This is a genomic window from Serratia proteamaculans, from assembly GCF_008830365.1.
In the GTDB taxonomy this organism is placed as follows: Bacteria; Pseudomonadota; Gammaproteobacteria; order Enterobacterales; family Enterobacteriaceae; genus Serratia; species Serratia proteamaculans.
Genome location: NZ_WBKI01000004.1, coordinates 155,438 through 177,568 on the forward strand (window position 1 = coordinate 155,438; position 22,131 = coordinate 177,568).

The following is a 22,131-nucleotide window of genomic DNA, read 5'->3' on the forward strand; positions in this document are numbered from 1 at the left end:
TTAGTTACTCTTCTTTTGCCCGTTTTTGTCTTGCAACTGCGACGGTACCAGAACCGTAGTCACGCGTTTACCTTTGTCGCTGAACGCCTGCATTTGCTGCTGTTGCACCAGATAGGTGATGCGATCGCCTTTTACGTTGCTGTCGAGCTGTTCCAGATAGGCATTCCCGGTCAGGGTCACCAACTGCGACGCCACATCGTAACGGACTTTCTGCGCATGGCCTTTTACCGGCTTGCCGCTGTCTTGCATCTGATAGAAGGTGACCGGATTACCAAAGGCTTCGATATAAGTCTTGTTCTGATCACCGCCCGGCCGGGTCACCACCACCTTGTCCGCTTTGATATCGATAGTGCCCTGCTTGATCACCACGTTATCGGTAAAGGTGCTGACGTTGCTCTGCATATCCAGAGACTGTTTCAGCGAGTCAATGCTCACCGGTTGGTTGGAGTCGGACTTCAGTGCCCAGGCTGGGGCGCTGGCGGCCAAAATCAAGCTGCCGATCAACAGATTACGGCTTTGTTTGTTGGTTCTGAATTTCATAGTTGGTCTTAACCTTATCAATCAGCTCAGCGGTTTTGGCCCGCAGGTTCCCACGCATTTTCATGCCGTTAGAGGTGAAGTTCGTCCCGTAGAGCGTCACTTCGTCATCCGAAGCCACATCCTGGGTCACCAGGTTCACCTGAGCATTGTCCGTTTTAATTTTTTCCAGCTGTGAGGTGGTGGTCAGGCTGTTCACCTCGACATGGCCGTAAAGATACAGCATCCGGTCTTTAGTCAGTTTGGCGCGATCGGCGCGAACTGACCAGGTAGCCACCGCGTTTTCATCAAACAGCGTCATCACCGGCTGGGTAAACCAGCTTAATTCATCGGCGGTATAATACTTGACGTCTTCCGCCACCAGCTTGTAGCTCAGCTTGCCGGTCGGATTGTACACTATGGTGACCGTATGCTGGCTCTGATAAGTCGGATCCTGGCTGTTAGCCGGTCCCGGCACGGCATCGTCATTGACATCAGTCATGTTCCAGCCAATCAGCGCCAATGCGATCACCGCCAGCAGGATGGTGATCCAAAGTTTGGTTTTACTCATATCGACAGCCCTTTGGCGTCCTCCAGCTTGTTCTGAGCCAAAAGAATAAGGTCACACAGCTCGCGCACCGCACCGCGGCCGCCGGCAATGCGGGTAATATAGTGGGCGCGTGGTAACAGCAGCGGGTGTGCATCTGCCACCGCAACCGACAGGCCAACCTGCGCCATCACCGGCCAGTCAATCAGGTCGTCGCCAATATAGGCTACCTGATCTGCCGTTAACGACAGTGTATCCAACAGTTCGCGGAAGGCCAAAAGCTTATCGGATTGCCCCTGATAAAGGTGGGTAATACCGAGGGTTTTTGCCCGATCTTCCAGCAATTTGGCAGAGCGGCCGGTGATGATCGCCACTTCAATATCCGAGGTTTTCAGGCAGCGGATGCCGTAACCGTCGCGTACGTTGAAGGCTTTTAACTCTTCGCCGTTGTTGCCCATGAAGATCAGGCCGTCTGACAGCACGCCATCGACATCACAAATCAGCAGGCGGATTTTGCCGGCACGCGCCATGACGTGTTGTTCTACAGGCCCGTAGCAGGTTTCAACCAGACTCATTGAGTTCTCTTCCATAATTAAACGACGCCGGCGCGCAGCATGTCATGCATATGTACCACACCCAGCAATTGGTCGCCATCGGCAACCAGTACTGCGGTGATATGGCGTTGCTGCATCAGGTTCAGCGCGTCTACCGCCAGCAGGTTCGGGCGCACTCGCACGCCGCCGAGCGTCATGACATCGACAATCTTGGCTTCGTTGAGATTGATGCCCATATCAAATATCCGCCGCAGGTCACCATCGGTAAAGATACCGGCGATCTTCATCAGATCGTCACAGATGACCGTCATGCCCAGATTTTTGCGGGTGATTTCCAGCAGGGCATCACGTAGCGAAGCATCGGCACTGACGTGGGGAATTTCATCACCGCTGTGCATGATGTCGCTCACGCGTAGCAGCAGTCGGCGGCCCAGCGCGCCACCTGGGTGCGACAGTGCAAAATCTTCCGGCGTAAAACCGCGGGCCTTCAGCAGGGCGACAGCTAATGCATCGCCCATCACCAGGGTAGCTGTGGTGCTGGTGGTCGGGGCCAGGCCAAGCGGGCAGGCTTCCTGCGGCACTTTAATGCACAGATGAATATCCGCCGCTTTGCCCATCGAACTTTCCGGATTGTTGGTCATGCAGATCAACGGGATTTGCTGGCGTTTCAATACCGGGATCAGCGCCTGAATTTCGTTGGACTCACCCGAATTGGAAATGGCGAGCACGATATCCTGTGCGGTCACCATGCCGAGATCGCCGTGGCTGGCTTCCGCAGGATGAACAAAGAACGAAGGCGTGCCGGTGCTGGCGAAGGTGGCGGCAATCTTACAGCCGATATGGCCGGATTTACCCATGCCCATCACCACCACTTTGCCGGTGCAGTCGGCGATCAACTCACAGGCGCGAGTAAAGTCTGCATTGATGTATTGATCGAGCTGGGCCAGCCCGTCACGCTCAATCTGCAGCACTTCTTTGCCTGCCTGCTGAAAATCAAAGCCCGGTTGCAACTGAATGTTCGACATGCTCATTCCCATCGGTCATACCCGTCAGCTTTCAAGTTGCCGCCTGGCTGCAACTTGAAAGCTATAGGCTATAGCTAAATGAATTGAAAGGGTTAAAAAACAGCACCGCAAGATACGCAATAAAACCACATAATAACAGAGCGCCTGCCAGATGACCGATACGATGTTTACGCCCAATGCACAGGGCGCTGAGCACAATGCTGACTGCCAGCATCACCCAGTAATCGCGGTGGAAGGCGGCGCCATCGACACTGCCCGGAGACAGCAGGGCGGGGACGCCCAGTACGATCACCGTATTGAAAATGTTGGAGCCGATGATATTACCAATCGCCATATCATCCTCCCCCTTTAGTGCCCCGGCAATGGAGGTGGCCAGCTCCGGCAGGCTGGTGCCGATAGCGATAATGGTCAAACCGACCACCAACTCACTCATGCCGAAATAGTGCGCAATCACCGTGGCGTTATCGACCACCATTTTGGAAGACAGCGGCAGAATGATAAAGGCCAGCACCAGCCACAACACCGCCACGGTGTTGCTGCTGTCCTGCGGCAGTTCAGCCATTTGTTCCACGGTCAGGCTGTCGTTGCCTTCGCGCTGCGCCAGCCGGGCAATTTTCAACATCAACAGAATGAATACGGCGGCGGCGGCCAACAGCACCACGCCATCCAACCGACTCAGCGTGCCGTCCATCAGCACAAAACCGCACAATACTGTGACCGCCAACATCAGCGGCAGTTCGCGGCGCAATACTTCGGAACGCGCAGCCAGCGGGTGGATCAACGCGGCAACACCAAGGATCAGTAAAATATTGGTGATGTTGGAACCCAATACGTTCCCCACCGCCATATCTATTTGCCCGTTCAGCGCGGCGGTGGTCGACACAAACAGTTCCGGCAGTGAGGTGCCGATACCGACGATGGTCATGCCGATAATCAGCGGTGGCACACCAAGTGAACGAGAAATGACCGCAGCACCGTAAACTAAGCGGTCTGCACCATATACCAGTAAAAATAAACCAACGATTAATAAAGCTATCGCGAGAAACATGCAGGGTCCTTTGTTGGGAATTATCCCGGTTCGTTGGTTAAAAGCCGTAATTCGGCTATCTTGCTTTGCCCTCCGTTGCGCAGACTAAAGCCGCAGCAACGGGATTTCCCGGCTAATATATGAACACTTTCGTTTTTTTTCGTTATGGCGCCAATTTTGACCGGGTGGCGCGTAAAAGTAAAACCTATGGCACCATTGGTAGCGAAATGCCGGTAAGTTTTTGTAAAGATGAGACGCATTGCGCCCGTTGCTTTAACATCGCGGGTAGATTTGGCAAAAATGAGCCGTAAAGGATCCATTAACATGCACCAGAAGGCAGAGAATCTGGTCGAAGTTCGCGACATGACTTTCTCGCGCGGCGATCGACTGATATTCGAAGACATCAACCTGACGGTTCCCCGTGGCAAGGTGACGGCGATCATGGGGCCGTCCGGTATTGGTAAAACGACGCTGCTGCGTTTGATTGGCGGCCAGCTGGCACCGGACAGCGGTGAGATCTGGTTTGATGGCGATAACATACCCGCGTTGTCCCGCCATCAGCTGTATGAAGCGCGCAAAAAAATGAGCATGCTGTTCCAGTCAGGCGCGCTGTTTACCGATCTGACGGTATTTGAAAACGTGGCTTATCCGCTGCGTGAACACAGCCGTTTGCCGGAACCGATCCTGCGTAGCACGGTGATGATGAAGTTGGAGGCGGTTGGGCTGCGAGGTGCGGCTGAGCTGATGCCCAATGAGTTGTCAGGCGGTATGGCGCGGCGTGCCGCGTTGGCGCGGGCGATAGCGCTCGACCCAGAGATGATCATGTTCGATGAGCCTTTCGTCGGCCAGGATCCGATCACCATGGGTGTGCTGGTGAAGCTGATCGATGAGCTCAATCACGCGCTGGGCATCACCTGCATCGTGGTTTCGCACGACGTGCCGGAGGTGCTGAGCATCGCCGACTACGCTTACATTGTTGCCGATCATCGGGTGATTGCCGAAGGCACGGCGCAAGAATTACAGAACAATCCTGATGCGCGTGTGCGCCAGTTCCTGGATGGTATTGCCGATGGGCCGGTACCTTTCCGTTATCCGGCCGGCGATTATCAGGCCGAGCTGTTAGGTTTAGGGAGTAAATAAGCTGATGTTATTACAGGCGTTAGCGTCGTTAGGACGCCGTGGCATCAACACCAGCGCCAGCTTTGGGCGCGCCGGATTGATGTTGTTCAACGCGCTGGTCGGGCGGCCTGAACCGCGTAAGCAGTGGCCGCTGTTGCTCAAGCAAATGCATAGCGTGGGCGTACAGTCGCTGTTGATCATCATGGTTTCCGGGGTGTTTATCGGCATGGTGCTGGGCCTGCAGGGTTATCTGGTGCTGACTACGTATAGCGCCGAAGCCAGTCTGGGCATGATGGTGGCGTTATCGCTGCTGCGTGAACTGGGCCCGGTGGTCACCGCACTGTTGTTTGCCGGCCGAGCCGGTTCCGCGCTGACGGCCGAAATTGGTCTGATGAAGGCGACCGAGCAAATATCCAGCCTGGAAATGATGGCGGTCGATCCGCTGCGGCGTATTGTTGCACCGCGCTTCTGGGCCGGTTTGATCAGTATGCCATTGTTGACGCTTATCTTTGTCGCGCTGGGCATCTGGGGCGGCTCGGTGGTTGGCGTGGACTGGAAGGGCATAGACAGTGGCTTCTTCTGGTCGGCGATGCAGGGCGCGGTAGAGTGGAGAAAAGACTTGCTCAACTGCCTGATCAAGAGCGTGGTTTTTGCCATTACCGTGACCTGGATTGCCATCTTCAACGGCTATGATGCGGTACCGACCTCTGAAGGGATTAGCCGGGCAACAACGCGTACCGTGGTACATTCGTCACTGGCGGTGTTGGGATTGGATTTCGTGCTGACAGCACTGATGTTTGGGAATTGATTCGATGCAAACGAAGAAGAGTGAAATCTGGGTTGGGGCATTTATGCTGATTGCGCTGTGCGCCATCGTGTTTTTGTGCCTGCAAGTGGCGAACATTAAGTCGATTGGTAACGAACCGACCTACCGTATTTACGCGACCTTCGATAATATCGGCGGTCTGAAAGCGCGTTCACCGGTGAAGATCGGCGGGGTAATGATAGGCCGGGTGGCCGATATCTCGCTTGATCCGAAAACCTATACGCCGCGCGTCGCCCTGGACATCCAGGATAAATTCGACCAGATCCCGGACACCAGCTCGCTGGCGATCCGCACCTCCGGCCTGCTGGGGGAGCAATATCTGGCACTGAACGTCGGTTTTGAAGATCCGGATATGGGCACCGCCATTTTGAAAGACGGCGGCACTATTCAGGACACCAAATCAGCCATGGTACTGGAAGATCTGATCGGCCAGTTCCTGTATAAGAGCGGCGGTCAGGATGACGCAGCCAAAGCGGGCGACGCGACTGCTGCGCCGCAACCTGCTGCCCCTATTCATTAAGAGAGGAAACCTGCATGTTTAAACGTTTACTTATGGTTGCTCTGCTGGTGGTTGCGCCGCTGGCGAATGCGGTCGATCAAACCAATCCTTATAGCCTGATGCAAGACGCGGCTCAAAAGACCTTCACCCGTCTGAAAACCGAGCAGCCAAAGATCAAGCAGGATCCTAACTACCTTCGTTCCGTAGTACATCAGGAACTGATGCCATTTGTGCAGATCAAATACGCCGGTGCGCTGGTGTTGGGCCGTTATTACAAAGACGCGACGCCGGCACAGCGTGAAGCTTACTTCACCGCATTCCAGGCTTATCTGGAGCAGGCCTATGGCCAGGCACTGGCTATGTACCACGGCCAAACTTACCAGATTGAACCTGAAAAGCCGCTGGATAATGCCGACATTGTGGCCATTCGCGTGACCATCATTGATCAAGGCGGTCGTCCGCCGGTGCGTCTGGATTTCCAATGGCGCAAAAACAGCAAAACGGGTTACTGGCAGGCATATGACATGATTGCCGAAGGCGTCAGCATGATCACCACCAAGCAAAACGAGTGGGCATCTACCCTGCGTACCCAAGGGATTGACGGCCTGACCAAACAGCTGCAGGCAGCGGCGCAGCGTCCAATCACGCTGGATCAGAAAAACTGATGACCACGGTCCTCAGCTTTGAATCGCAGCAGCAGACCCTGATCCTGCGCGGTGAACTGGATCGGGAAACTCTGTTGCCGCTGTGGGAACAGCGGGAAACGTTGCTGGCGGATAAAACCGTCCTCGACGTTACGCAACTGCAGCGTGTGGACTCTTCCGGGCTGGCATTGCTGGTACATCTGCGTGAACAGCAGCGTCAGCGCGGTGTGGAATTAAAAATTTCTGGCGTCAGCGATCGCCTGAAAACCTTGATCACGCTGTACAACCTGCAAGCAATAATGCCTGTTGATACCGCTGGTTAGCCCTACTTTCGGCTGGCTATAGACGGTTTCTCCTCAGAACGCCCCTGTTACACAGGGGCTTTTTCTTTAGTTTAAGAAAACGTCTGATTCCACTAAGATGTCAGGCTGATTATGATCCTTTTGATGCAGAACTGGATACTATGGAAAATAACGAGATTAAAGACGTGTTGATGCGAGCATTGGCACTGGATGAAGCACATGTTACTGGCGACGGTAGCCATTTTCAGGTGATTGTGGTCGGTGAGCTATTTGCTGCCATGAGCCGCGTCAAGAAACAACAGACGGTGTATGCACCGCTGATGGAATACATTGCGGACAACCGCATTCATGCCTTGTCGATTAAGGCATACACCCCTGAAGAGTGGCAGCGAGACCGCAAACTCAACGGATTTTAAGGCTGTTTGCCCAGCGGGGCGGGCAGCGTCAGTTTAGATAATAGAGAGTAGTCAAATGGATAAATTTCGTGTGCAGGGCCGGACCCGCCTCAGCGGTGAAGTTGCTATTTCCGGGGCTAAAAATGCCGCCCTGCCGATCCTGTTCGCCGCATTATTAGCGGAAGAGCCGGTCGAGCTGCAGAATGTCCCGAAGCTGAAGGACATCGATACCACCATTAAGCTACTCAACCAGTTAGGCACCAAGATTGAACGCAATGGCTCGGTGTTTGTTGACGCCAGCGGTGTGAATGAATTCTGCGCCCCCTATGACCTGGTGAAAACCATGCGTGCTTCTATCTGGGCACTGGGGCCGCTGGTCGCTCGCTTTGGCCGTGGCCAGGTTTCCCTGCCGGGTGGCTGTGCGATCGGGGCGCGTCCGGTTGATCTGCACATCACGGGTTTGGAACAGCTGGGTGCTGAGATCAAACTGGAAGAAGGCTATGTTAAAGCTTCCGTTGACGGCCGCCTGAAGGGCGCACACATCGTTATGGACAAGGTGAGCGTTGGCGCTACCGTGACCATCATGAGTGCGGCAACGCTGGCGACCGGCACCACCGTGATTGAGAACGCGGCTCGCGAGCCGGAAATTGTCGATACCGCCAACTTCCTTAACACGCTGGGTGCGAAAATCACCGGAGCAGGCAGTGACCGCATCACCATCGAGGGCGTTGAGCGCCTGGGCGGCGGTGTTTATCGCGTGCTGCCGGACCGTATCGAGACCGGTACCTTCCTGATCGCTGCCGCGGTTTCCGGTGGCAAAGTGATGTGCCGTGATACCCGTCCAGATACGCTGGATGCGGTGCTGGCCAAGCTTCGTGAAGCTGGTGCGGATATCGAAGTAGGCGAAGACTGGATCAGCCTGGACATGCATGGCAAGCGTCCGAAAGCAGTGACCATTCGTACTGCGCCGCATCCGGGGTTCCCGACCGATATGCAGGCCCAGTTCAGCTTGCTGAACCTGGTCGCAGAAGGCACCGGTGTGATCACCGAGACCATCTTCGAAAACCGCTTCATGCATGTGCCTGAACTGATCCGCATGGGCGCACACGCCGAGATCGAGAGCAACACTGTGATTTGTCACGGCGTTGAGCAACTGTCCGGTGCACAGGTGATGGCGACCGATCTGCGCGCTTCAGCCAGTCTGGTGATTGCGGGTTGTATCGCTGACGGTGTAACCGTGGTCGATCGTATCTATCACATTGACCGTGGCTATGAGTGTATTGAAGACAAGCTGCGTGCGCTGGGTGCGAATATCGAGCGTGTGAAAGGCGAATAATCTGTTGGATGCCGGGGTGTTGCCCCGGCGGAAATGTAGTATTGAAGGGTCTGGCTTTGCCGGGCCCTTTTTAATTGTTATCTTCCGGGAATTCACCCACCGTCATCTTCAGCGTGATGCGTTTGCCCTCGCGCAGTACGACCACCGGAATTTCTGTACCGGGGCGGATCTCCGCCACCTGATCCATGGTCTCCAATACCGATATTGCCGGTTTGTTGTCGACATTGATAATCACGTCGTTGATATGGAAGCCGGCGTTACCTGCCGGTCCGTTCGGCGTAATTTCGGTCACGATAATGCCTTGCAGGCGATCGATGCCGGAATTGGACGAGCGCAGGGGAATAATTTCTTTACCCTGAATACCGAAATAACCACGAATGACGCGGCCGTCACGGATCAGTTTATCCATGATCTTGGTAGCCAGCTCTATGGGAATAGCGAAGCCCAAACCTTCCGGCGTTTCCCCATCGGTGATTTTATCGTAGGTCAGGGTATTGATACCGATTAACTCACCCAGCGAGTTGACCAGCGCGCCACCCGAATTGCCGCGGTTAATCGAGGCATCGGTCTGCAGGAAGGTTTGGCGCCCGGTGGTGCTCATACTGATACGACCGGTGGCGCTGAGGATCCCCTGAGTAACAGTCTGGCCGAGATTATAGGGGTTGCCGATAGCCAGCACGACGTCACCCACGTGAGCGGTACGGGCGGTATTGATTGGGATAACCGGCAGGTTGCCCGGATCTATTTTCAACACCGCCAGATCGGTCAGGCTGTCAGATCCGACCAACAAGGCTTCATAGCGGCGGCCATCCTGGACGACCACGGTAATTTGTTGCGCATCTTTGATCACATGGCGATTGGTCAGGATATAACCGCGATCGTTCATGATCACCCCGGAACCCAGCGACAAAACGTTGGTGGTGCCATTTATATTGCGGTTGTAGATATTCACGACGGCAGGCGCAGCGCGGCGTACCGCTTTGTTGTAGCTGACCGGTGTTTCGTCACGGGTACTATCATGTTTGTCTGCGAACAGGGTATTGGAGGAACGTAGCACGGGAAGCGCAGCCAGCAGCAGGCCGGCAACGATTAGACCAATAACGACGGAACGCAAGAGCTTAGCAAACATGGAGTTTTAGTACGTGAGGTAAAAGATACACGGAGGATAACATGAGAATACCGGGCGCAGTATGTCGCCGAGCCCGGTTTTTAAACAAATTACCGATTAACGCAACAGCAGATAAATTGTTTCACCGCCGCGCACGATGTTCAGTGCCATCACCGGTGGTTTGGCTTCAAGTACCTTGCGTAACGCAGTGATGTTCTCAATACGCTGGCGGTTGATACCAATGATCACATCATCTTTCTGCAGTCCGATCTGCGCAGCCACAGAACCTTTATCGACTCTGTCGATCTTCACGCCCTTGTCGCCACTTGGAATGGCACCATTGCTGAGTGAAACACCCTGCAAGGCCGGAGAAAGCGTTTCGGCATTGGTGGAGGCACCATCGCTGTTATCCAGTGTAACGGAAACTTCCTGTGGCTTACCGTCGCGCAACAACCCGATCTTGATGATTTTACCCGGCGCGGTGGTTCCCACCTTGGCACGCAGCTCCGCGAAGCTGCTGACGGCCTTGCCGTCGACGGAAACCAGAATGTCACCGGCTTTGATACCCGCCTTGGCAGCGGCGGATTTAGGCAATACTTCGCTGACAAAGGCGCCGCGTTGGGTATCGGTATTAAACGCCTTGGCCATATCGGCGGTCATTTCACTGCCTTTGATGCCCAGCAGACCGCGTTTGACTTCGCCAAACTCGATCAGCTGTTGGCTGAGGTTCTGCGCCATGTTGCTTGGGATGGCAAAGCCGATGCCCACGTTGCCGCCGCTTGGCGCCAAAATGGCGGTGTTGATGCCGATCAGCTCACCGTTGAGGTTAACCAGTGCGCCGCCGGAGTTACCGCGGTTGATGGAAGCATCGGTCTGAATGAAGTTTTCCAGCCCTTCCAGGTTCAGGCCGCTGCGGCCCAACGCAGAAATAATGCCGGAAGTCGCGGTCTGACCCAGGCCGAATGGGTTGCCGACGGCCACGGCAAAGTCGCCGACCCGCAGTTGATCGGAGTCCGCCATTTTTATCGCGGTCAGGTTTTTCACATCGTTGAGCTGCAGCAGGGCAATGTCGGACTGTTCGTCACGTCCCAACAACTTGGCATCCACTTCACGTCCGTCATTCAACTGTACGCTGATTTTGTCGGCGTTGTTGATCACGTGGTTGTTGGTCAACACATAGCCTTTGGCGGCGTCGATGATGACGCCAGAACCCAACCCTTCAAACGGACGTGTACTTTGTTGCTGCCCTGGGGCATCGGGGCCGAAGAAGCGTTTGAATTCCTCCGGAACCTGCTGACGCTGTATCTGTGTGCCTTCAACATGCACGCTGACGACGGCGGGCAGAACTTTTTCCAGCATCGGTGCCAGGCTTGGCAGCGGTTGTCCCTGAACGGCGACGGGCATCGCCGCGGTGGCTGCCGGTACGGAGGTCAGTGTGAGGCCAATACTCATTGCCAATGCACTAAGAATTAACGACTTTTTATTCATTGATTATAACTCTCTCAATACCTGCCGGTGAAAGGGTGATGATAATGCAGCAGCACTACCATAGTGAAGGATAAGACCGTGAATTTGCGTGAAAAGTTCACTCAGGCGCCAGCTTTAAGAATAGCTCAGCGTGGGGAAGAAAAACCGGGGAAAGCAAAGACCCGTGGGACTGGCCCACGGGCGAAGAACGGCGTTTAGTCGCGGCGCGGACGTTCGCCACGCAGCAGGCCAGATGCGCCTTCAGAGTAATCGCGTGGCATCTCTACCGGCGTTTGATCGTTATCCGCTTCGGCTTCGCTCAGGCGATAACGGAACGGGTTTTCCTGCATTGGCAGGTCCGGCAGCAGGTTGTTGGAGCTTTTCGCCATGTGCTGATACAGCTGGCGATAGTCTCGTGCCATGTTGTCCAGCAGCTCAGCGCTACGGGCAAAGTGGCCGACCAACTCCTGGCGATACTCTTCCAGGTCGGTTTTGCTCTTGTCCAACTCATTTTGCAAAACTTGTTGTTGACGTAATTTACGGTTACCAAAACGCATCGCTACCGCACCAATGACGATACCGACTACCAAACCAATCAGCGCATACTCCCAGGTCATGATGACTCCTATTTTGACTTCGTTGTTCCGCAGGGATTTTTCACTTAATAATATCCACTATAACCGTTAACCTTGTCCGAGTGGAATCCTGATGAGCCATGACCTGTTTTCTTCAGGGTTTTCAGTAGCGGCCTGAGCGGGTATTTGTAGCGATAAGGGCAAGAAGCCCCGTAAAATTGCCGCGAAAATGGGCTAAATAATTTCTAAGCGTTGTTAGGGAACATCGAACAGATGCAGGCACAATCACCGTTATCACGCTACCAGCGGCTGCTTGCTGCGGGAGAATACCAGGCTGATGAAGTCCAGATGGAGGCCGTGACTCAACTGGATCATATCTATCAGGCATTATTGCAGCAGACGCCCGCTGTCAGTGCGTCGGTCGGTGGCCTGCGCGGCAAGTTCAACCGTTGGCTGGGCAAGAGCAGTGAAACGGCTCAGCAGCGCCCGGCTCAGGGCTTATATATGTGGGGCGGCGTTGGCCGCGGCAAGACCTGGCTGATGGATATGTTCTTCCACAGCCTGCCGGGGGACCGCAAACTGCGTCTGCATTTCCACCGTTTTATGCTGCGGGTGCACGAAGAGCTGACGGAGCTGCAGGGGCAGGAAAACCCACTTGAAATCATCGCTGACGGTTTCAAGGCGCAGACCGACGTGCTGTGTTTTGACGAATTCTTTGTTTCCGATATTACCGACGCCATGCTGCTGGCAACCTTGTTGCAGGCGCTGTTTGCCCGTGGCATTACGCTGGTAGCGACCTCCAATATTCCGCCAGACGATCTGTACCGCAACGGCTTGCAGCGTGCGCGTTTCCTGCCAGCGATCGATCTGATTAACCAGTATTGTGACGTGATGAACGTTGATGCCGGCATTGATTACCGCTTGCGTACTTTGACTCAGGCCCATTTGTACCTGACGCCGCTTGATGAGCAGACCCGGCAGACCATGGACCGGATGTTTGTGAAGCTGGCCGGCAAGGAAGGGGAGGCGGCGCCGGTATTGCAGATTAATCACCGGCCGTTGCAGGCGATCCGCGCGGTAGACGGCGTGCTGGCAGTAGATTTCCACACGTTGTGCGAAGAGGCGCGTAGCCAGTTGGACTATATTGCATTGTCGCGCCTATACCACAGTGTGATCCTGTATAATGTGCGAATAATGGGCCCGTTGAAGGAAAATACTGCACGTCGCTTCCTGGCGTTGGTGGATGAATTTTACGAACGTCACGTCAAGCTTGTGATCGCCGCTGAAGCGTCGATGTTCGATATTTACCAGGGGGAACGGCTGAAGTTTGAGTACCAGCGCTGCCTGTCGCGGCTGCAAGAAATGCAGAGCGAGGAGTATCTGAAGTTGCCGCATCTGCCGTGACGCCCAGGGGGACCCTGACCGCCGGTGTCCCCGCATTTCCGCCGTTAGCGCTAAATTGCGTTTCTATTCAAAAAGCGTTCGATCTTTGTGAGCGACTTCTCTATAATCTTGCGACCCCACGTTACAACAAAGTTTTTTTCCCAAAAACTTTTTAGTGCCGGCAATGGCTATTCGAAGGGGTAGGTTTGCTGGACTTGTATGGTCGTGTGAGCCTCAACTGTTTTCGAGCGTTTGGGTGTTCACCAACGTGTAACTAATTATTGGGTAAGCTTTCTAATGAAAACTTTTACAGCTAAACCAGAGAGCGTAAAACGCGACTGGTACGTTGTTGATGCAGATGGTAAAACTTTAGGCCGTCTCGCTACTGAACTGGCTCGTCGTCTGCGCGGCAAGCATAAAGCGGAATACACCCCGCACGTTGATACCGGTGACTACATCATCGTTCTGAACGCAGAAAAAGTTGCTGTAACCGGCAACAAGCGTACAGACAAAGTGTATTACCGTCACACCGGCTACGTCGGTGGTATCAAGCAAGCGACCTTTGAAGAGATGATTGCCCGCAATCCAGAGCGTGTGATTGAAATCGCGGTTAAAGGCATGCTGCCAAAGGGTCCGTTGGGTCGTGCAATGTTCCGTAAACTGAAAGTTTACGCGGGCACCGAGCACACTCACGCGGCACAGCAACCGCAAGTTCTTGACATCTAATCGGGATTATAGGCAATGGCTGAAAATCAATACTACGGCACTGGTCGCCGCAAAAGCTCCGCAGCTCGCGTTTTCATCAAGCCGGGCAGTGGTAACATCGTAATTAACCAGCGTACCCTGGAACAGTACTTCGGTCGCGAAACTGCCCGCATGGTAGTTCGTCAACCGTTGGAACTGACCGATATGGTTGGTAAATTTGACCTGTACATTACCGTTAAAGGTGGTGGTATCTCTGGTCAGGCTGGCGCTATCCGTCACGGTATCACCCGTGCACTGATGGAGTACGACGAGACTCTGCGCGGTGAATTGCGTAAAGCTGGCTTCGTTACTCGTGACGCCCGTCAGGTTGAACGTAAGAAAGTCGGCCTGCGTAAAGCACGTCGTCGTCCGCAGTTCTCCAAGCGTTAATTTTTTACTGCCTCGGCAGTGGAATTTACGCCAAAAACCCGGTGCTTCACCGGGTTTTTTTATGCCTGAAAATCAACTTGTCGCTACTAAAATCTTTGGTATATCAGACAATTCAATACGAAATCACCGTACAGCCCCCACAAAACAAGCAAAATCTGGTAAACTATCATCCACTTTTGCGCCTGTTCGCCATGCAGCAGTTATCAGTCTACCTCCGAGGTCGTTTTTATGACCTAAGGTTTCGCTGCAAGTTGCTGGCCTGCGGTCAAGATCATTCAGGATAGCAGCCTGTCCGTTGGCTATTCGCAGTATTTTCTAGATAACTTGGAGGTTTTCATGGCTGTCGCTGCCAACAAACGTTCGGTAATGACGCTGTTCTCTGGCCCGACCGACATTTTTAGCCATCAAGTACGTATCGTACTGGCGGAGAAAGGTGTCAGCGTTGAGATTGAGCAGGTTGAGTTGGATAACCTGCCGCAGGATCTGATTGACCTCAACCCCTACCAGACGGTGCCTACCCTGGTCGATCGCGAACTGACCCTGTATGAATCCCGTATTATCATGGAATACCTTGATGAGCGCTTCCCGCACCCACCATTGATGCCGGTCTACCCGGTTGCTCGTGGTGAGAGCCGCTTGATGATGCTGCGTATCGAGAAAAACTGGTATTCGCTGATGTACAAAATCGAACAGAGCAACGGTCAGGAAGCTGAATCAGCACGCCGTCAACTGCGCGAAGAACTGCTGGCGATTGCCCCTATCTTTGGCCAGACCCCGTACTTCATGAGCGAAGAGTTCAGCCTGGTAGATTGCTACCTGGCGCCGCTGCTGTGGCGTTTGCCGCAGTTGGGCATTGAACTGAGCGGTGCCGGTTCCAAAGAGCTGAAAGGTTACATGACTCGCGTGTTCGAGCGTGATGCCTTCCTGGCCTCCCTGACCGAACCCGAGCGCGAAATGCGCCTGCAGACTCGGGGCTAAGCGTTATGGATATGTCTCAGATGACTCCACGCCGTCCGTACCTGCTGCGGGCGTTCTATGACTGGTTGCTGGACAATCAGTTGACACCGCACCTGGTGGTGGATGTGACGCGTCCTGACGTGCAGGTACCTATGGAATTTGCCCGTGATGGCCAGATCGTTCTGAACATCGCGCCGCGTGCAGTAGGCAACCTGGAATTAGGCAACGACGAAGTGCATTTCAACGCGCGTTTCGGTGGTGTGCCACGTGAGGTCCTGGTGCCAATGGCAGCGGTGCTGGCAATTTATGCCCGTGAAAACGGTGCAGGCACCATGTTCGAACCGGAAGCCGCTTATGAAGCGGAAGGCACGTTTGAAGGTTTGGACAATGAGACGATCCCTTCGGAAAGCCTGATGTCGGTAATTGATGGTGATCGCCCTGATCTGGATGAAGGTAACGATCCGGATGATGAGCCACCACCGCCGCCACGTGGTGGTCGCCCAGCACTGCGCGTGGTGAAATAACCCCGCAGTGGTGAACACGAAAGGTCGCTTTGGCGACCTTTTTTATTGCCTGCGCCCCGGGAAAAAACAAAGGGCCCGGCAGAGTTAACCGCGGGCCCTTGGGGGAAAGCTTAGGAGCTTAGACTTCCAGGTAGCTCATGATGCCATCGGCTGCTTTACGGCCTTCGGCAATCGCCGTCACTACCAGATCCGAACCGCGCACCGCATCGCCACCGGCGAAGATTTTCGGGTTGCTGGTCTGGAAGGCATTATCGGTGCTTTCCGGCGCCACAATACGGCCCTGTTTGTCGAGCTCAACGCCGTGAGCGGCCAACCAGTCCATCTGATGCGGGCGGAAACCAAAGGCCAGAACCACGGCATCGGCATCGATGATGTGCTCGGAGCCCGGTACCTGCTCAGCCGTTTGGCGGCCATTGGCATCCGGTGCACCCAACTGGGTACGAATCATTTTCACGCCGGCCACGCGACCGGCGCTGTTCAGTTCGATGCTCAGCGGCTGCAGGTTGAATTTGAAATCAACCCCTTCCTCACGCGCGTTTTTCACTTCACGCTTGGAGCCTGGCATGTTGGCTTCATCACGGCGGTAGGCACAGATAACGTCGGTTGCCCCCTGACGGACAGAGGTACGCACGCAGTCCATCGCGGTATCACCACCGCCCAGTACCACCACGCGTTTGCCTTCCATACTGATATACGGCTCGTGCTGCTCGGCTTGATAGCCCATCAGCTGTTTGGTGTTGGCGATCAGGAACGGCAGTGCGTCATAGACGCCCGGCGCTTCTTCATTCTCCAGGCCACCGCGCATGGACTGATAGGTACCGACACCGAGGAACACCGCGTCATACTCACTCAGCAGCGTCTCCATGGTGATGTCTTTGCCCACTTCAGTATTGAGTTGGAACTCAATGCCCATCTCGCTGAAGATGCCACGGCGTTTCACCATTACTTCTTTTTCCAGCTTGAAGGCCGGGATACCGAAGGTCAGCAGGCCACCGATCTCCGGATGACGATCGTAAACCACCGCTTTCACGCCGTTGCGAGTCAGCACGTCGGCACAGGCCAGGCCGGCAGGACCGGCACCGATCACCGCCACGCGTTTGCCGGTAGGCAGCACGTGGGACATGTCCGGTTTCCAGCCCATCTCAATCGCTTTATCGCTGATATAGCGCTCGATGTTACCGATAGTCACCGCACCGAACTCGTCGTTCAGGGTGCAGGAGCCTTCACACAGACGATCCTGTGGGCAAACGCGGCCGCACACTTCCGGCAGGCTGTTGGTCTGGTGCGCCAGATCCGCAGCTTCCATGATGCGGCCTTCGTTCGCCAGCTTCAGCCAGTTCGGGATGTAGTTGTGAACCGGGCATTTCCATTCGCAATACGGGTTACCGCAGGACAGACAGCGGTCCGCCTGCGACTTCGCCTGAGTTTCCGAAAACGGCTCGTAAATCTCTACAAACTCAATTTTACGGATCTTGAGCGGTTTCTTTGGCGGATCAACGCGCTGCAGGTCGATAAATTGATAAACATTCTGACTCATTAATGACCTCTTACTGCGCCTGAACCCGCAGCTCGGCTGCGGAACGACTACGGTGACCCAACAATGCTTTGACATCACTGGACTTCGGCTTGACCAGAGCGAACTTCGGCGCCCATTCCGGCCAGTTAGCCAGAATCTCTTCCGCACGCGAAGAACCGGTCGCCTGAACGTGCTCGGTAATCAAGCCACGCAGGTGCTCTTCATGAATCGCCAGTTGTTCGACATCCAACACTTCTACCAGCTCCGGGTTCACACGTTTACGGAACTCGCCGTCTTCATCCAGCACGTAGGCGAAGCCGCCGGTCATACCCGCACCAAAGTTGATGCCGGTTTTCCCCAGCACGCAGACGATGCCGCCGGTCATGTATTCACAACCGTTGTCACCGATGCCTTCGACTACGGTGATGGCACCGGAGTTACGCACGGCGAAACGCTCACCGGCACGGCCTGCGGCGAACAGCTTGCCGCCGGTAGCACCGTACAAACAGGTGTTACCGATGATGCTGGCTTCGTGGCTGCGGAATGCAGATCCAATCGGTGGGCGTACGGCGATACGGCCACCGGCCATGCCTTTACCGACGTAGTCGTTGGCGTCGCCGGTCAGGGTCAGTTCAACCCCACCCGCATTCCAGACGCCGAAGCTCTGGCCTGCAGTACCGGAGAAGTACGCCTTGATCGGATCGGCTGCCATGCCCTGATCGCCATGCACGGTAGCGATGGCACCGGACAGGGTAGCGCCCACTGAGCGGTCGGTATTGCGGATATCGAAGTAGAAAGCCTTACTGTGCTTGGCTTCGATATGCGGTTCCGCCTGCGCCAGCAGATCTTTGTTCATCAACCCCTGGTCGAACGGTGGGTTGCTGCTTTCAGTGCAGTACAGCGCCTTGCCTGGGTGCGGCGTAGCGGTTTGCAGCAACGGCGACAAATCGAGCTTGTTCTGCTTGGCAGAAATGCCATCCAGCTCGGTCAGGAACTCGGTGCGACCAATCAGATCGACCAGTTGGCTGACACCCAGTTGCGCCATGATTTCTCGGGTTTCACGCGCGATAAACTGGAAGTAGTTAACCACACGTTCCGGCAGGCCGTGATAGTGATCGCGGCGCAGTTTTTCGTCCTGAGTTGCCACGCCGGTTGCGCAGTTATTCAGGTGACAGATACGAAGATATTTACAACCCAGCGCCACCATAGGGCCAGTGCCGAAGCCAAAGCTCTCTGCACCGAGGATCGCCGCTTTGACGATATCCACGCCGGTTTTGAGGCCGCCATCCACCTGCAGGCGGATTTTATGGCGCAGGCCGTTAGCCACCAGCGCCTGCTGGGTTTCCACCAGGCCCAGTTCCCACGGACAACCGGCATATTTCACCGAAGACAGTGGGCTGGCACCGGTACCGCCATCGTAGCCGGCGATGGTGATCAGGTCGGCATAGGCTTTCGCCACACCGGTAGCTATGGTGCCGACGCCCGGTTCGGAAACCAGCTTCACCGAAATCATCGCCTTCGGGTTGACCTGTTTGAGGTCGAAGATCAACTGTGCCAGATCTTCGATCGAGTAGATGTCGTGGTGTGGCGGTGGCGATATCAGGGTCACGCCCGGCACCGAGTAACGCAGTTTGGCGATATACGGGGTTACCTTATCGCCAGGCAACTGACCGCCTTCACCCGGCTTGGCCCCTTGAGCCACTTTAATCTGGATCACATCGGCATTCACCAGGTAGGCCGGGGTCACGCCGAAACGGCCGGACGCCACCTGCTTGATGCGTGACACCTTGTTGGTGCCGTAGCGCGCAGGATCCTCGCCGCCTTCACCGGAGTTGGAGAAGCCACCGAGACTGTTCATGGCAATCGCCAGCGACTCATGCGCTTCCGGGCTCAGTGCACCGATAGACATGGCTGCAGTATCGAAACGTTTGAACAGCGATTCGGCCGGTTCAACCTGATCGACTGGAATTGGCGTGCCCTTCGGCGTAATGGCCAACAGGTCGCGCAGCATTGCCACCGGACGTTCATTCACCAGTTTGGCGTAAGTTTGATAGTCGCTGTATTTGCCGCTGTGAACCGCGGTTTGCAGTGTGCTTACCACGTCAGGGTTGTACGCATGGTACTCGCCGTCGTGGACAAACTTCAGCAGGCCACCCTGTTCCAGCGGCTTGCGTTTCAGCCATGCACGCTTGGACAGGTTTTGCAGATCCTGTTGGATATCGCTGAAACTGGCACCGCCGATGCGGCTGACCACGCCCTGGAAACACAAATCGGACAGATCGCGATGCAGACCGACGGCCTCGAACAGTTTGGCACAGCGGTAAGAAGCAATCGTCGAGATGCCCATTTTGGACATGATCTTGTACAGGCCTTTGTTGATGCCGTTACGGTAGTTCAGCATCACTTCACGGTATTTCTTGTCGATCGCCTGGGTATCTACCAGTTTGGCCAGGGTTTCGTAGGCCAGGTACGGGTAGACCGCCGTCGCGCCGAAGCCCAGCAGCACGGCGAAATGGTGCGGATCGCGAGCGCTGGCGGTTTCAACGATAATGTTGGCGTCGCAACGGAGGCTCTTCTCTACCAGACGGGTCTGGATCGCCCCTACGGCCATCGGTGCAGGCACTGGCAGACGGCTAGTGGAGATAGCGCGGTCGGACAGCACCAGCAGCACGGCACCGTCGCGAACTTTGCGTTCCGCTTCGTCGCACAGGGCGCGAATGGTCTGCTCCAGGTCTTGCTCGGCCGGATCAAAGGTCAGATCGAGCGTATCGGCACGATAATATTCGCCTTCCAGCGTGGTGAGCTGTTTGAAGTCGGAGTACAGCAGGATCGGCGATTTGAAGCTTAAACGGTGCGCCTGACCTTCGGCCTCGCAGAACACGTTCATTTCGCGGCCGATGCTGGTCGCCAGTGACATCACATGCGCTTCACGCAGTGGATCGATCGGTGGGTTGGTCACCTGGGCGAACTGCTGACGGAAATAGTCATAAATGATGCGCGGACGGCTGGAGAGCACGGCGAACGGGGTATCGTCACCCATTGAGCCAGTGGCTTCCTGGCCAATTTCACCCAGCACGCGGATCACCTGATCCAGTTCTTCGCTGCTGTAGCCGAACTGTTTCTGGTAAGTCTCGAGCTGTGAATCGTCAAGTTCGCGGCTACCGACCTGATCGGCCGGCAGGTCTTCGAATGGCACCAGACGCTTGACGTTCTTTTCCATCCACTCTTTATACGGGTGGCGGCTTTTCAGATCGTTGTCGGTCTCGGCGGAGTGCAGGATCCTGCCGCTGCGGGTGTCGATCACCATCAGCTCGCCAGGGCCCACGCGGCCTTTCTCTACCACTTCATCGGGCTGGTAATCCCAGATCCCGACTTCCGAGGCGCAGGTAATCAGCTTGTCTTTGGTGATGACATAGCGCGCCGGACGCAGACCGTTACGGTCCAGGTTACAGGCGGCGTAGCGACCATCGGACATCACGATGCCGGCAGGGCCGTCCCACGGCTCCATGTGCATCGAGTTGAAGTCGAAGAAGGCGCGCAGGTCGGTGTCCATGTCCGGGTTGTTCTGCCAGGCTGGTGGCACCAGCAGGCGCATGGCACGGATCAGATCCATCCCGCCCGCCAGCAGCAGTTCCAGCATGTTATCCAGCGAGCTGGAGTCGGAGCCGGTTTCATTCACGAACGGCGCGGCAGTCTGCAGATCCGGGATCAGCGGCGTCTGGAATTTATAAGTACGGGCTCGTGCCCACTGGCGGTTACCGGTGATGGTGTTGATCTCGCCGTTGTGCGCCAGATAGCGGAACGGCTGTGCCAGCGGCCAGCGCGGCACGGTGTTGGTGGAAAAACGCTGATGGAACAGGCAGATGGCCGACTCCAGACGCAGGTCCGCCAAATCAAGATAGAAACGCGGCAGATCCGCAGGCATGCACAGGCCTTTATAGATCGTTACCAGGTTTGAGAAACTGCAGACATAGAAGCTATCGTCCTGGACGCGCTTCTCGATACGGCGACGCGCGATAAACAGGCGGCGTTCCATATCGCGCGGACGCCAACCGGCCGGGGCGTTAACAAAGATCTGTTCGATGCGTGGCAAAGAAGAGAGGGCGATCTCACCCAATACGTCCGGATTGGTCGGCACTTCACGCCAGCCGACCACTGACAGCGTTTCATTCTGCAGTTCTTCTTCGACAATGCGGCGGCTGGCACGGGCTTCCTCTTCGTTCTGGCTGAGGAACATCATGCCAACGGCGTAGTTCTTGGCTAAACGCCAGCTGCGTTCTTCCGCCACCATGCGGAAAAAGCGGTCAGGCTTTTGTAATAACAGGCCGCAACCGTCGCCAGTCTTGCCGTCAGCAAGGATTGCGCCACGGTGCTGCATACGGGCCAGTGCGTGAATAGCGGTACGCACCACCTTATGGCTAGGTTCGCCTTCTATGTGGGCGATCAGGCCGAAACCACAGTTGTCCCGCTCTTGGGATTTATCGTACAACATATCAGTGAACCTCCCCAGGCTCTGCGTGACTCTCACAACCTTTCACGAGGGGGCTTCCCTTCAGGCAGAAGTCCAATCAGCAAGGTTAATAGCGCCGATCTGCTTTTCCGCCCTCCGTTAATGGCCTCTCGTGACGGTTCTCACAAGTGGTAAATGACTTGTTTTAAGAGGGAGTCTTAAATTAC

23 protein-coding genes are annotated in these 22,131 nt (G+C 55.4%); 12 read left to right on the forward strand and 11 right to left on the reverse strand.

Translation table 11 applies throughout. From position 1 onward, the window contains the following. The 6 genes from lptA to F8R23_RS24180 form a co-directional block, all read right to left on the reverse strand. Entirely contained in the window at window positions 1–540 is a 540-nt protein-coding gene (gene lptA / locus F8R23_RS16570) for a lipopolysaccharide ABC transporter substrate-binding protein LptA (RefSeq protein ID WP_085119667.1), read from the reverse strand. Further along, on the reverse strand, window positions 509–1,087 hold the full coding sequence (gene lptC, locus F8R23_RS16575; protein ID WP_151415822.1) for an LPS export ABC transporter periplasmic protein LptC: 579 nt from the start codon (window positions 1,085–1,087) through the stop codon (window positions 509–511). The genes lptA and lptC overlap by 32 nt, the downstream gene beginning before the upstream one ends. Next, entirely contained in the window at window positions 1,084–1,638 is a 555-nt protein-coding gene (gene kdsC / locus F8R23_RS16580) for a 3-deoxy-manno-octulosonate-8-phosphatase KdsC (protein WP_151415823.1), read from the reverse strand. The genes lptC and kdsC overlap by 4 nt, the downstream gene beginning before the upstream one ends. Window positions 1,639–1,655: 17 nt before the next feature. Continuing rightward, window positions 1,656–2,642, reverse strand: coding sequence for an arabinose-5-phosphate isomerase KdsD (gene kdsD, locus F8R23_RS16585; protein ID WP_085119664.1), 987 nt, complete (start codon window positions 2,640–2,642; stop codon window positions 1,656–1,658). A 61-nt stretch (window positions 2,643–2,703) separates the two neighbouring features. After that, window positions 2,704–3,690: a calcium/sodium antiporter gene (locus F8R23_RS16590; protein ID WP_112347121.1), complete on the reverse strand. Its 987-nt coding sequence runs from the start codon at window positions 3,688–3,690 to the stop codon at window positions 2,704–2,706. A 20-nt stretch (window positions 3,691–3,710) separates the two neighbouring features. Then, window positions 3,711–3,989 carry a hypothetical protein gene (locus tag F8R23_RS24180; RefSeq protein ID WP_157765416.1) on the reverse strand — a complete coding sequence of 93 codons (279 nt, stop codon included), beginning with the start codon at window positions 3,987–3,989 and terminating at the stop codon, window positions 3,711–3,713. A gap of 4 nt (window positions 3,990–3,993) precedes the next feature. On the opposite strand from F8R23_RS24180, the gene mlaF reads away from it, so the two are divergent. The 7 genes from mlaF to murA all read left to right on the forward strand — a co-directional run bounded on the left by mlaF (window position 3,994) and on the right by murA (window position 8,790). Continuing rightward, entirely contained in the window at window positions 3,994–4,809 is an 816-nt protein-coding gene (mlaF, locus tag F8R23_RS16595; RefSeq protein WP_099062102.1) for a phospholipid ABC transporter ATP-binding protein MlaF, read from the forward strand. A gap of 4 nt (window positions 4,810–4,813) precedes the next feature. Continuing rightward, window positions 4,814–5,596, forward strand: a complete 783-nt coding sequence (gene mlaE, locus F8R23_RS16600; RefSeq protein ID WP_129938845.1) for a lipid asymmetry maintenance ABC transporter permease subunit MlaE — start codon at window positions 4,814–4,816, stop codon at window positions 5,594–5,596. A gap of 4 nt (window positions 5,597–5,600) precedes the next feature. Then, window positions 5,601–6,134 (forward strand): outer membrane lipid asymmetry maintenance protein MlaD, encoded by a 534-nt coding sequence (gene mlaD, locus F8R23_RS16605; protein ID WP_112347120.1) that lies wholly within the window; start codon window positions 5,601–5,603, stop codon window positions 6,132–6,134. Between the two features lie 14 nt (window positions 6,135–6,148). Continuing rightward, window positions 6,149–6,778: a phospholipid-binding protein MlaC gene (gene mlaC, locus F8R23_RS16610; RefSeq protein WP_129937244.1), complete on the forward strand. Its 630-nt coding sequence runs from the start codon at window positions 6,149–6,151 to the stop codon at window positions 6,776–6,778. Then, window positions 6,778–7,080 carry a lipid asymmetry maintenance protein MlaB gene (gene mlaB / locus F8R23_RS16615; protein WP_129937245.1) on the forward strand — a complete coding sequence of 101 codons (303 nt, stop codon included), beginning with the start codon at window positions 6,778–6,780 and terminating at the stop codon, window positions 7,078–7,080. Before mlaC ends, mlaB begins: the two co-directional genes overlap by 1 nt. A gap of 140 nt (window positions 7,081–7,220) precedes the next feature. Then, window positions 7,221–7,475: a BolA family iron metabolism protein IbaG gene (gene ibaG, locus F8R23_RS16620; RefSeq protein ID WP_012147051.1), complete on the forward strand. Its 255-nt coding sequence runs from the start codon at window positions 7,221–7,223 to the stop codon at window positions 7,473–7,475. A gap of 55 nt (window positions 7,476–7,530) precedes the next feature. Then, window positions 7,531–8,790, forward strand: coding sequence for a UDP-N-acetylglucosamine 1-carboxyvinyltransferase (gene murA, locus F8R23_RS16625; protein ID WP_099062107.1), 1,260 nt, complete (start codon window positions 7,531–7,533; stop codon window positions 8,788–8,790). A 70-nt stretch (window positions 8,791–8,860) separates the two neighbouring features. Here murA and degS read toward each other — a convergent pair whose 3' ends face one another. The 3 genes from degS to zapG form a co-directional block, all read right to left on the reverse strand. Next, entirely contained in the window at window positions 8,861–9,919 is a 1,059-nt protein-coding gene (gene degS, locus F8R23_RS16630; RefSeq protein ID WP_129937246.1) for an outer membrane-stress sensor serine endopeptidase DegS, read from the reverse strand. A 96-nt stretch (window positions 9,920–10,015) separates the two neighbouring features. Continuing rightward, window positions 10,016–11,386, reverse strand: a complete 1,371-nt coding sequence (degQ, locus tag F8R23_RS16635; protein WP_129937247.1) for a serine endoprotease DegQ — start codon at window positions 11,384–11,386, stop codon at window positions 10,016–10,018. A 194-nt stretch (window positions 11,387–11,580) separates the two neighbouring features. Next, on the reverse strand, window positions 11,581–11,982 hold the full coding sequence (zapG, locus tag F8R23_RS16640) for a Z-ring associated protein ZapG (RefSeq protein ID WP_085119655.1): 402 nt from the start codon (window positions 11,980–11,982) through the stop codon (window positions 11,581–11,583). A 231-nt stretch (window positions 11,983–12,213) separates the two neighbouring features. On the opposite strand from zapG, the gene zapE reads away from it, so the two are divergent. The 5 genes from zapE (at window position 12,214) to sspB (ending at window position 15,938) form a co-directional block, all read left to right on the forward strand. After that, complete coding sequence (gene zapE / locus F8R23_RS16645) at window positions 12,214–13,344, forward strand: cell division protein ZapE (protein WP_129938847.1); 1,131 nt, start codon at window positions 12,214–12,216, stop codon at window positions 13,342–13,344. Between the two features lie 276 nt (window positions 13,345–13,620). Continuing rightward, window positions 13,621–14,049, forward strand: coding sequence for a 50S ribosomal protein L13 (gene rplM / locus F8R23_RS16650; RefSeq protein WP_012147045.1), 429 nt, complete (start codon window positions 13,621–13,623; stop codon window positions 14,047–14,049). A 15-nt stretch (window positions 14,050–14,064) separates the two neighbouring features. Continuing rightward, window positions 14,065–14,457: a 30S ribosomal protein S9 gene (rpsI, locus tag F8R23_RS16655; RefSeq protein ID WP_112347113.1), complete on the forward strand. Its 393-nt coding sequence runs from the start codon at window positions 14,065–14,067 to the stop codon at window positions 14,455–14,457. A 336-nt stretch (window positions 14,458–14,793) separates the two neighbouring features. Then, window positions 14,794–15,435, forward strand: a complete 642-nt coding sequence (gene sspA, locus F8R23_RS16660; RefSeq protein ID WP_085119652.1) for a stringent starvation protein SspA — start codon at window positions 14,794–14,796, stop codon at window positions 15,433–15,435. Window positions 15,436–15,440: 5 nt separating this feature from the next. Then, entirely contained in the window at window positions 15,441–15,938 is a 498-nt protein-coding gene (gene sspB, locus F8R23_RS16665) for a ClpXP protease specificity-enhancing factor (RefSeq protein ID WP_099062111.1), read from the forward strand. 118 nt (window positions 15,939–16,056) lie between these two features. Here the strand turns inward: sspB and F8R23_RS16670 are convergent, their stop codons facing one another. Together F8R23_RS16670 and gltB are read right to left on the reverse strand one after the other, a co-directional pair. Continuing rightward, entirely contained in the window at window positions 16,057–17,475 is a 1,419-nt protein-coding gene (locus F8R23_RS16670) for a glutamate synthase small subunit (protein ID WP_151415824.1), read from the reverse strand. Between the two features lie 10 nt (window positions 17,476–17,485). Continuing rightward, window positions 17,486–21,946: a glutamate synthase large subunit gene (gltB, locus tag F8R23_RS16675; RefSeq protein ID WP_129937250.1), complete on the reverse strand. Its 4,461-nt coding sequence runs from the start codon at window positions 21,944–21,946 to the stop codon at window positions 17,486–17,488. Between the last annotated feature and the right edge of the window lie 185 nt (window positions 21,947–22,131).

Bases quoted from the DNA above. Each gene is read 5' to 3' on its own strand.
- lptA (WP_085119667.1), bottom strand. From the start codon at position 540: ATGAAATTCAGAACCAACAAACAAAGCCGTAATCTGTTGATCGGCAGC.
- lptC (WP_151415822.1), bottom strand. From the start codon at position 1,087: ATGAGTAAAACCAAACTTTGGATCACCATCCTGCTGGCGGTGATCGCA.
- kdsC (WP_151415823.1), bottom strand. From the start codon at position 1,638: ATGAGTCTGGTTGAAACCTGCTACGGGCCTGTAGAACAACACGTCATG.
- kdsD (WP_085119664.1), bottom strand. From the start codon at position 2,642: ATGTCGAACATTCAGTTGCAACCGGGCTTTGATTTTCAGCAGGCAGGC.
- F8R23_RS16590 (WP_112347121.1), bottom strand. From the start codon at position 3,690: ATGTTTCTCGCGATAGCTTTATTAATCGTTGGTTTATTTTTACTGGTA.
- F8R23_RS24180 (WP_157765416.1), bottom strand. From the start codon at position 3,989: ATGGATCCTTTACGGCTCATTTTTGCCAAATCTACCCGCGATGTTAAA.
- mlaF (WP_099062102.1), top strand. From the start codon at position 3,994: ATGCACCAGAAGGCAGAGAATCTGGTCGAAGTTCGCGACATGACTTTC.
- mlaE (WP_129938845.1), top strand. From the start codon at position 4,814: ATGTTATTACAGGCGTTAGCGTCGTTAGGACGCCGTGGCATCAACACC.
- mlaD (WP_112347120.1), top strand. From the start codon at position 5,601: ATGCAAACGAAGAAGAGTGAAATCTGGGTTGGGGCATTTATGCTGATT.
- mlaC (WP_129937244.1), top strand. From the start codon at position 6,149: ATGTTTAAACGTTTACTTATGGTTGCTCTGCTGGTGGTTGCGCCGCTG.
- mlaB (WP_129937245.1), top strand. From the start codon at position 6,778: ATGACCACGGTCCTCAGCTTTGAATCGCAGCAGCAGACCCTGATCCTG.
- ibaG (WP_012147051.1), top strand. From the start codon at position 7,221: ATGGAAAATAACGAGATTAAAGACGTGTTGATGCGAGCATTGGCACTG.
- murA (WP_099062107.1), top strand. From the start codon at position 7,531: ATGGATAAATTTCGTGTGCAGGGCCGGACCCGCCTCAGCGGTGAAGTT.
- degS (WP_129937246.1), bottom strand. From the start codon at position 9,919: ATGTTTGCTAAGCTCTTGCGTTCCGTCGTTATTGGTCTAATCGTTGCC.
- degQ (WP_129937247.1), bottom strand. From the start codon at position 11,386: ATGAATAAAAAGTCGTTAATTCTTAGTGCATTGGCAATGAGTATTGGC.
- zapG (WP_085119655.1), bottom strand. From the start codon at position 11,982: ATGACCTGGGAGTATGCGCTGATTGGTTTGGTAGTCGGTATCGTCATT.
- zapE (WP_129938847.1), top strand. From the start codon at position 12,214: ATGCAGGCACAATCACCGTTATCACGCTACCAGCGGCTGCTTGCTGCG.
- rplM (WP_012147045.1), top strand. From the start codon at position 13,621: ATGAAAACTTTTACAGCTAAACCAGAGAGCGTAAAACGCGACTGGTAC.
- rpsI (WP_112347113.1), top strand. From the start codon at position 14,065: ATGGCTGAAAATCAATACTACGGCACTGGTCGCCGCAAAAGCTCCGCA.
- sspA (WP_085119652.1), top strand. From the start codon at position 14,794: ATGGCTGTCGCTGCCAACAAACGTTCGGTAATGACGCTGTTCTCTGGC.
- sspB (WP_099062111.1), top strand. From the start codon at position 15,441: ATGGATATGTCTCAGATGACTCCACGCCGTCCGTACCTGCTGCGGGCG.
- F8R23_RS16670 (WP_151415824.1), bottom strand. From the start codon at position 17,475: ATGAGTCAGAATGTTTATCAATTTATCGACCTGCAGCGCGTTGATCCG.
- gltB (WP_129937250.1), bottom strand. From the start codon at position 21,946: ATGTTGTACGATAAATCCCAAGAGCGGGACAACTGTGGTTTCGGCCTG.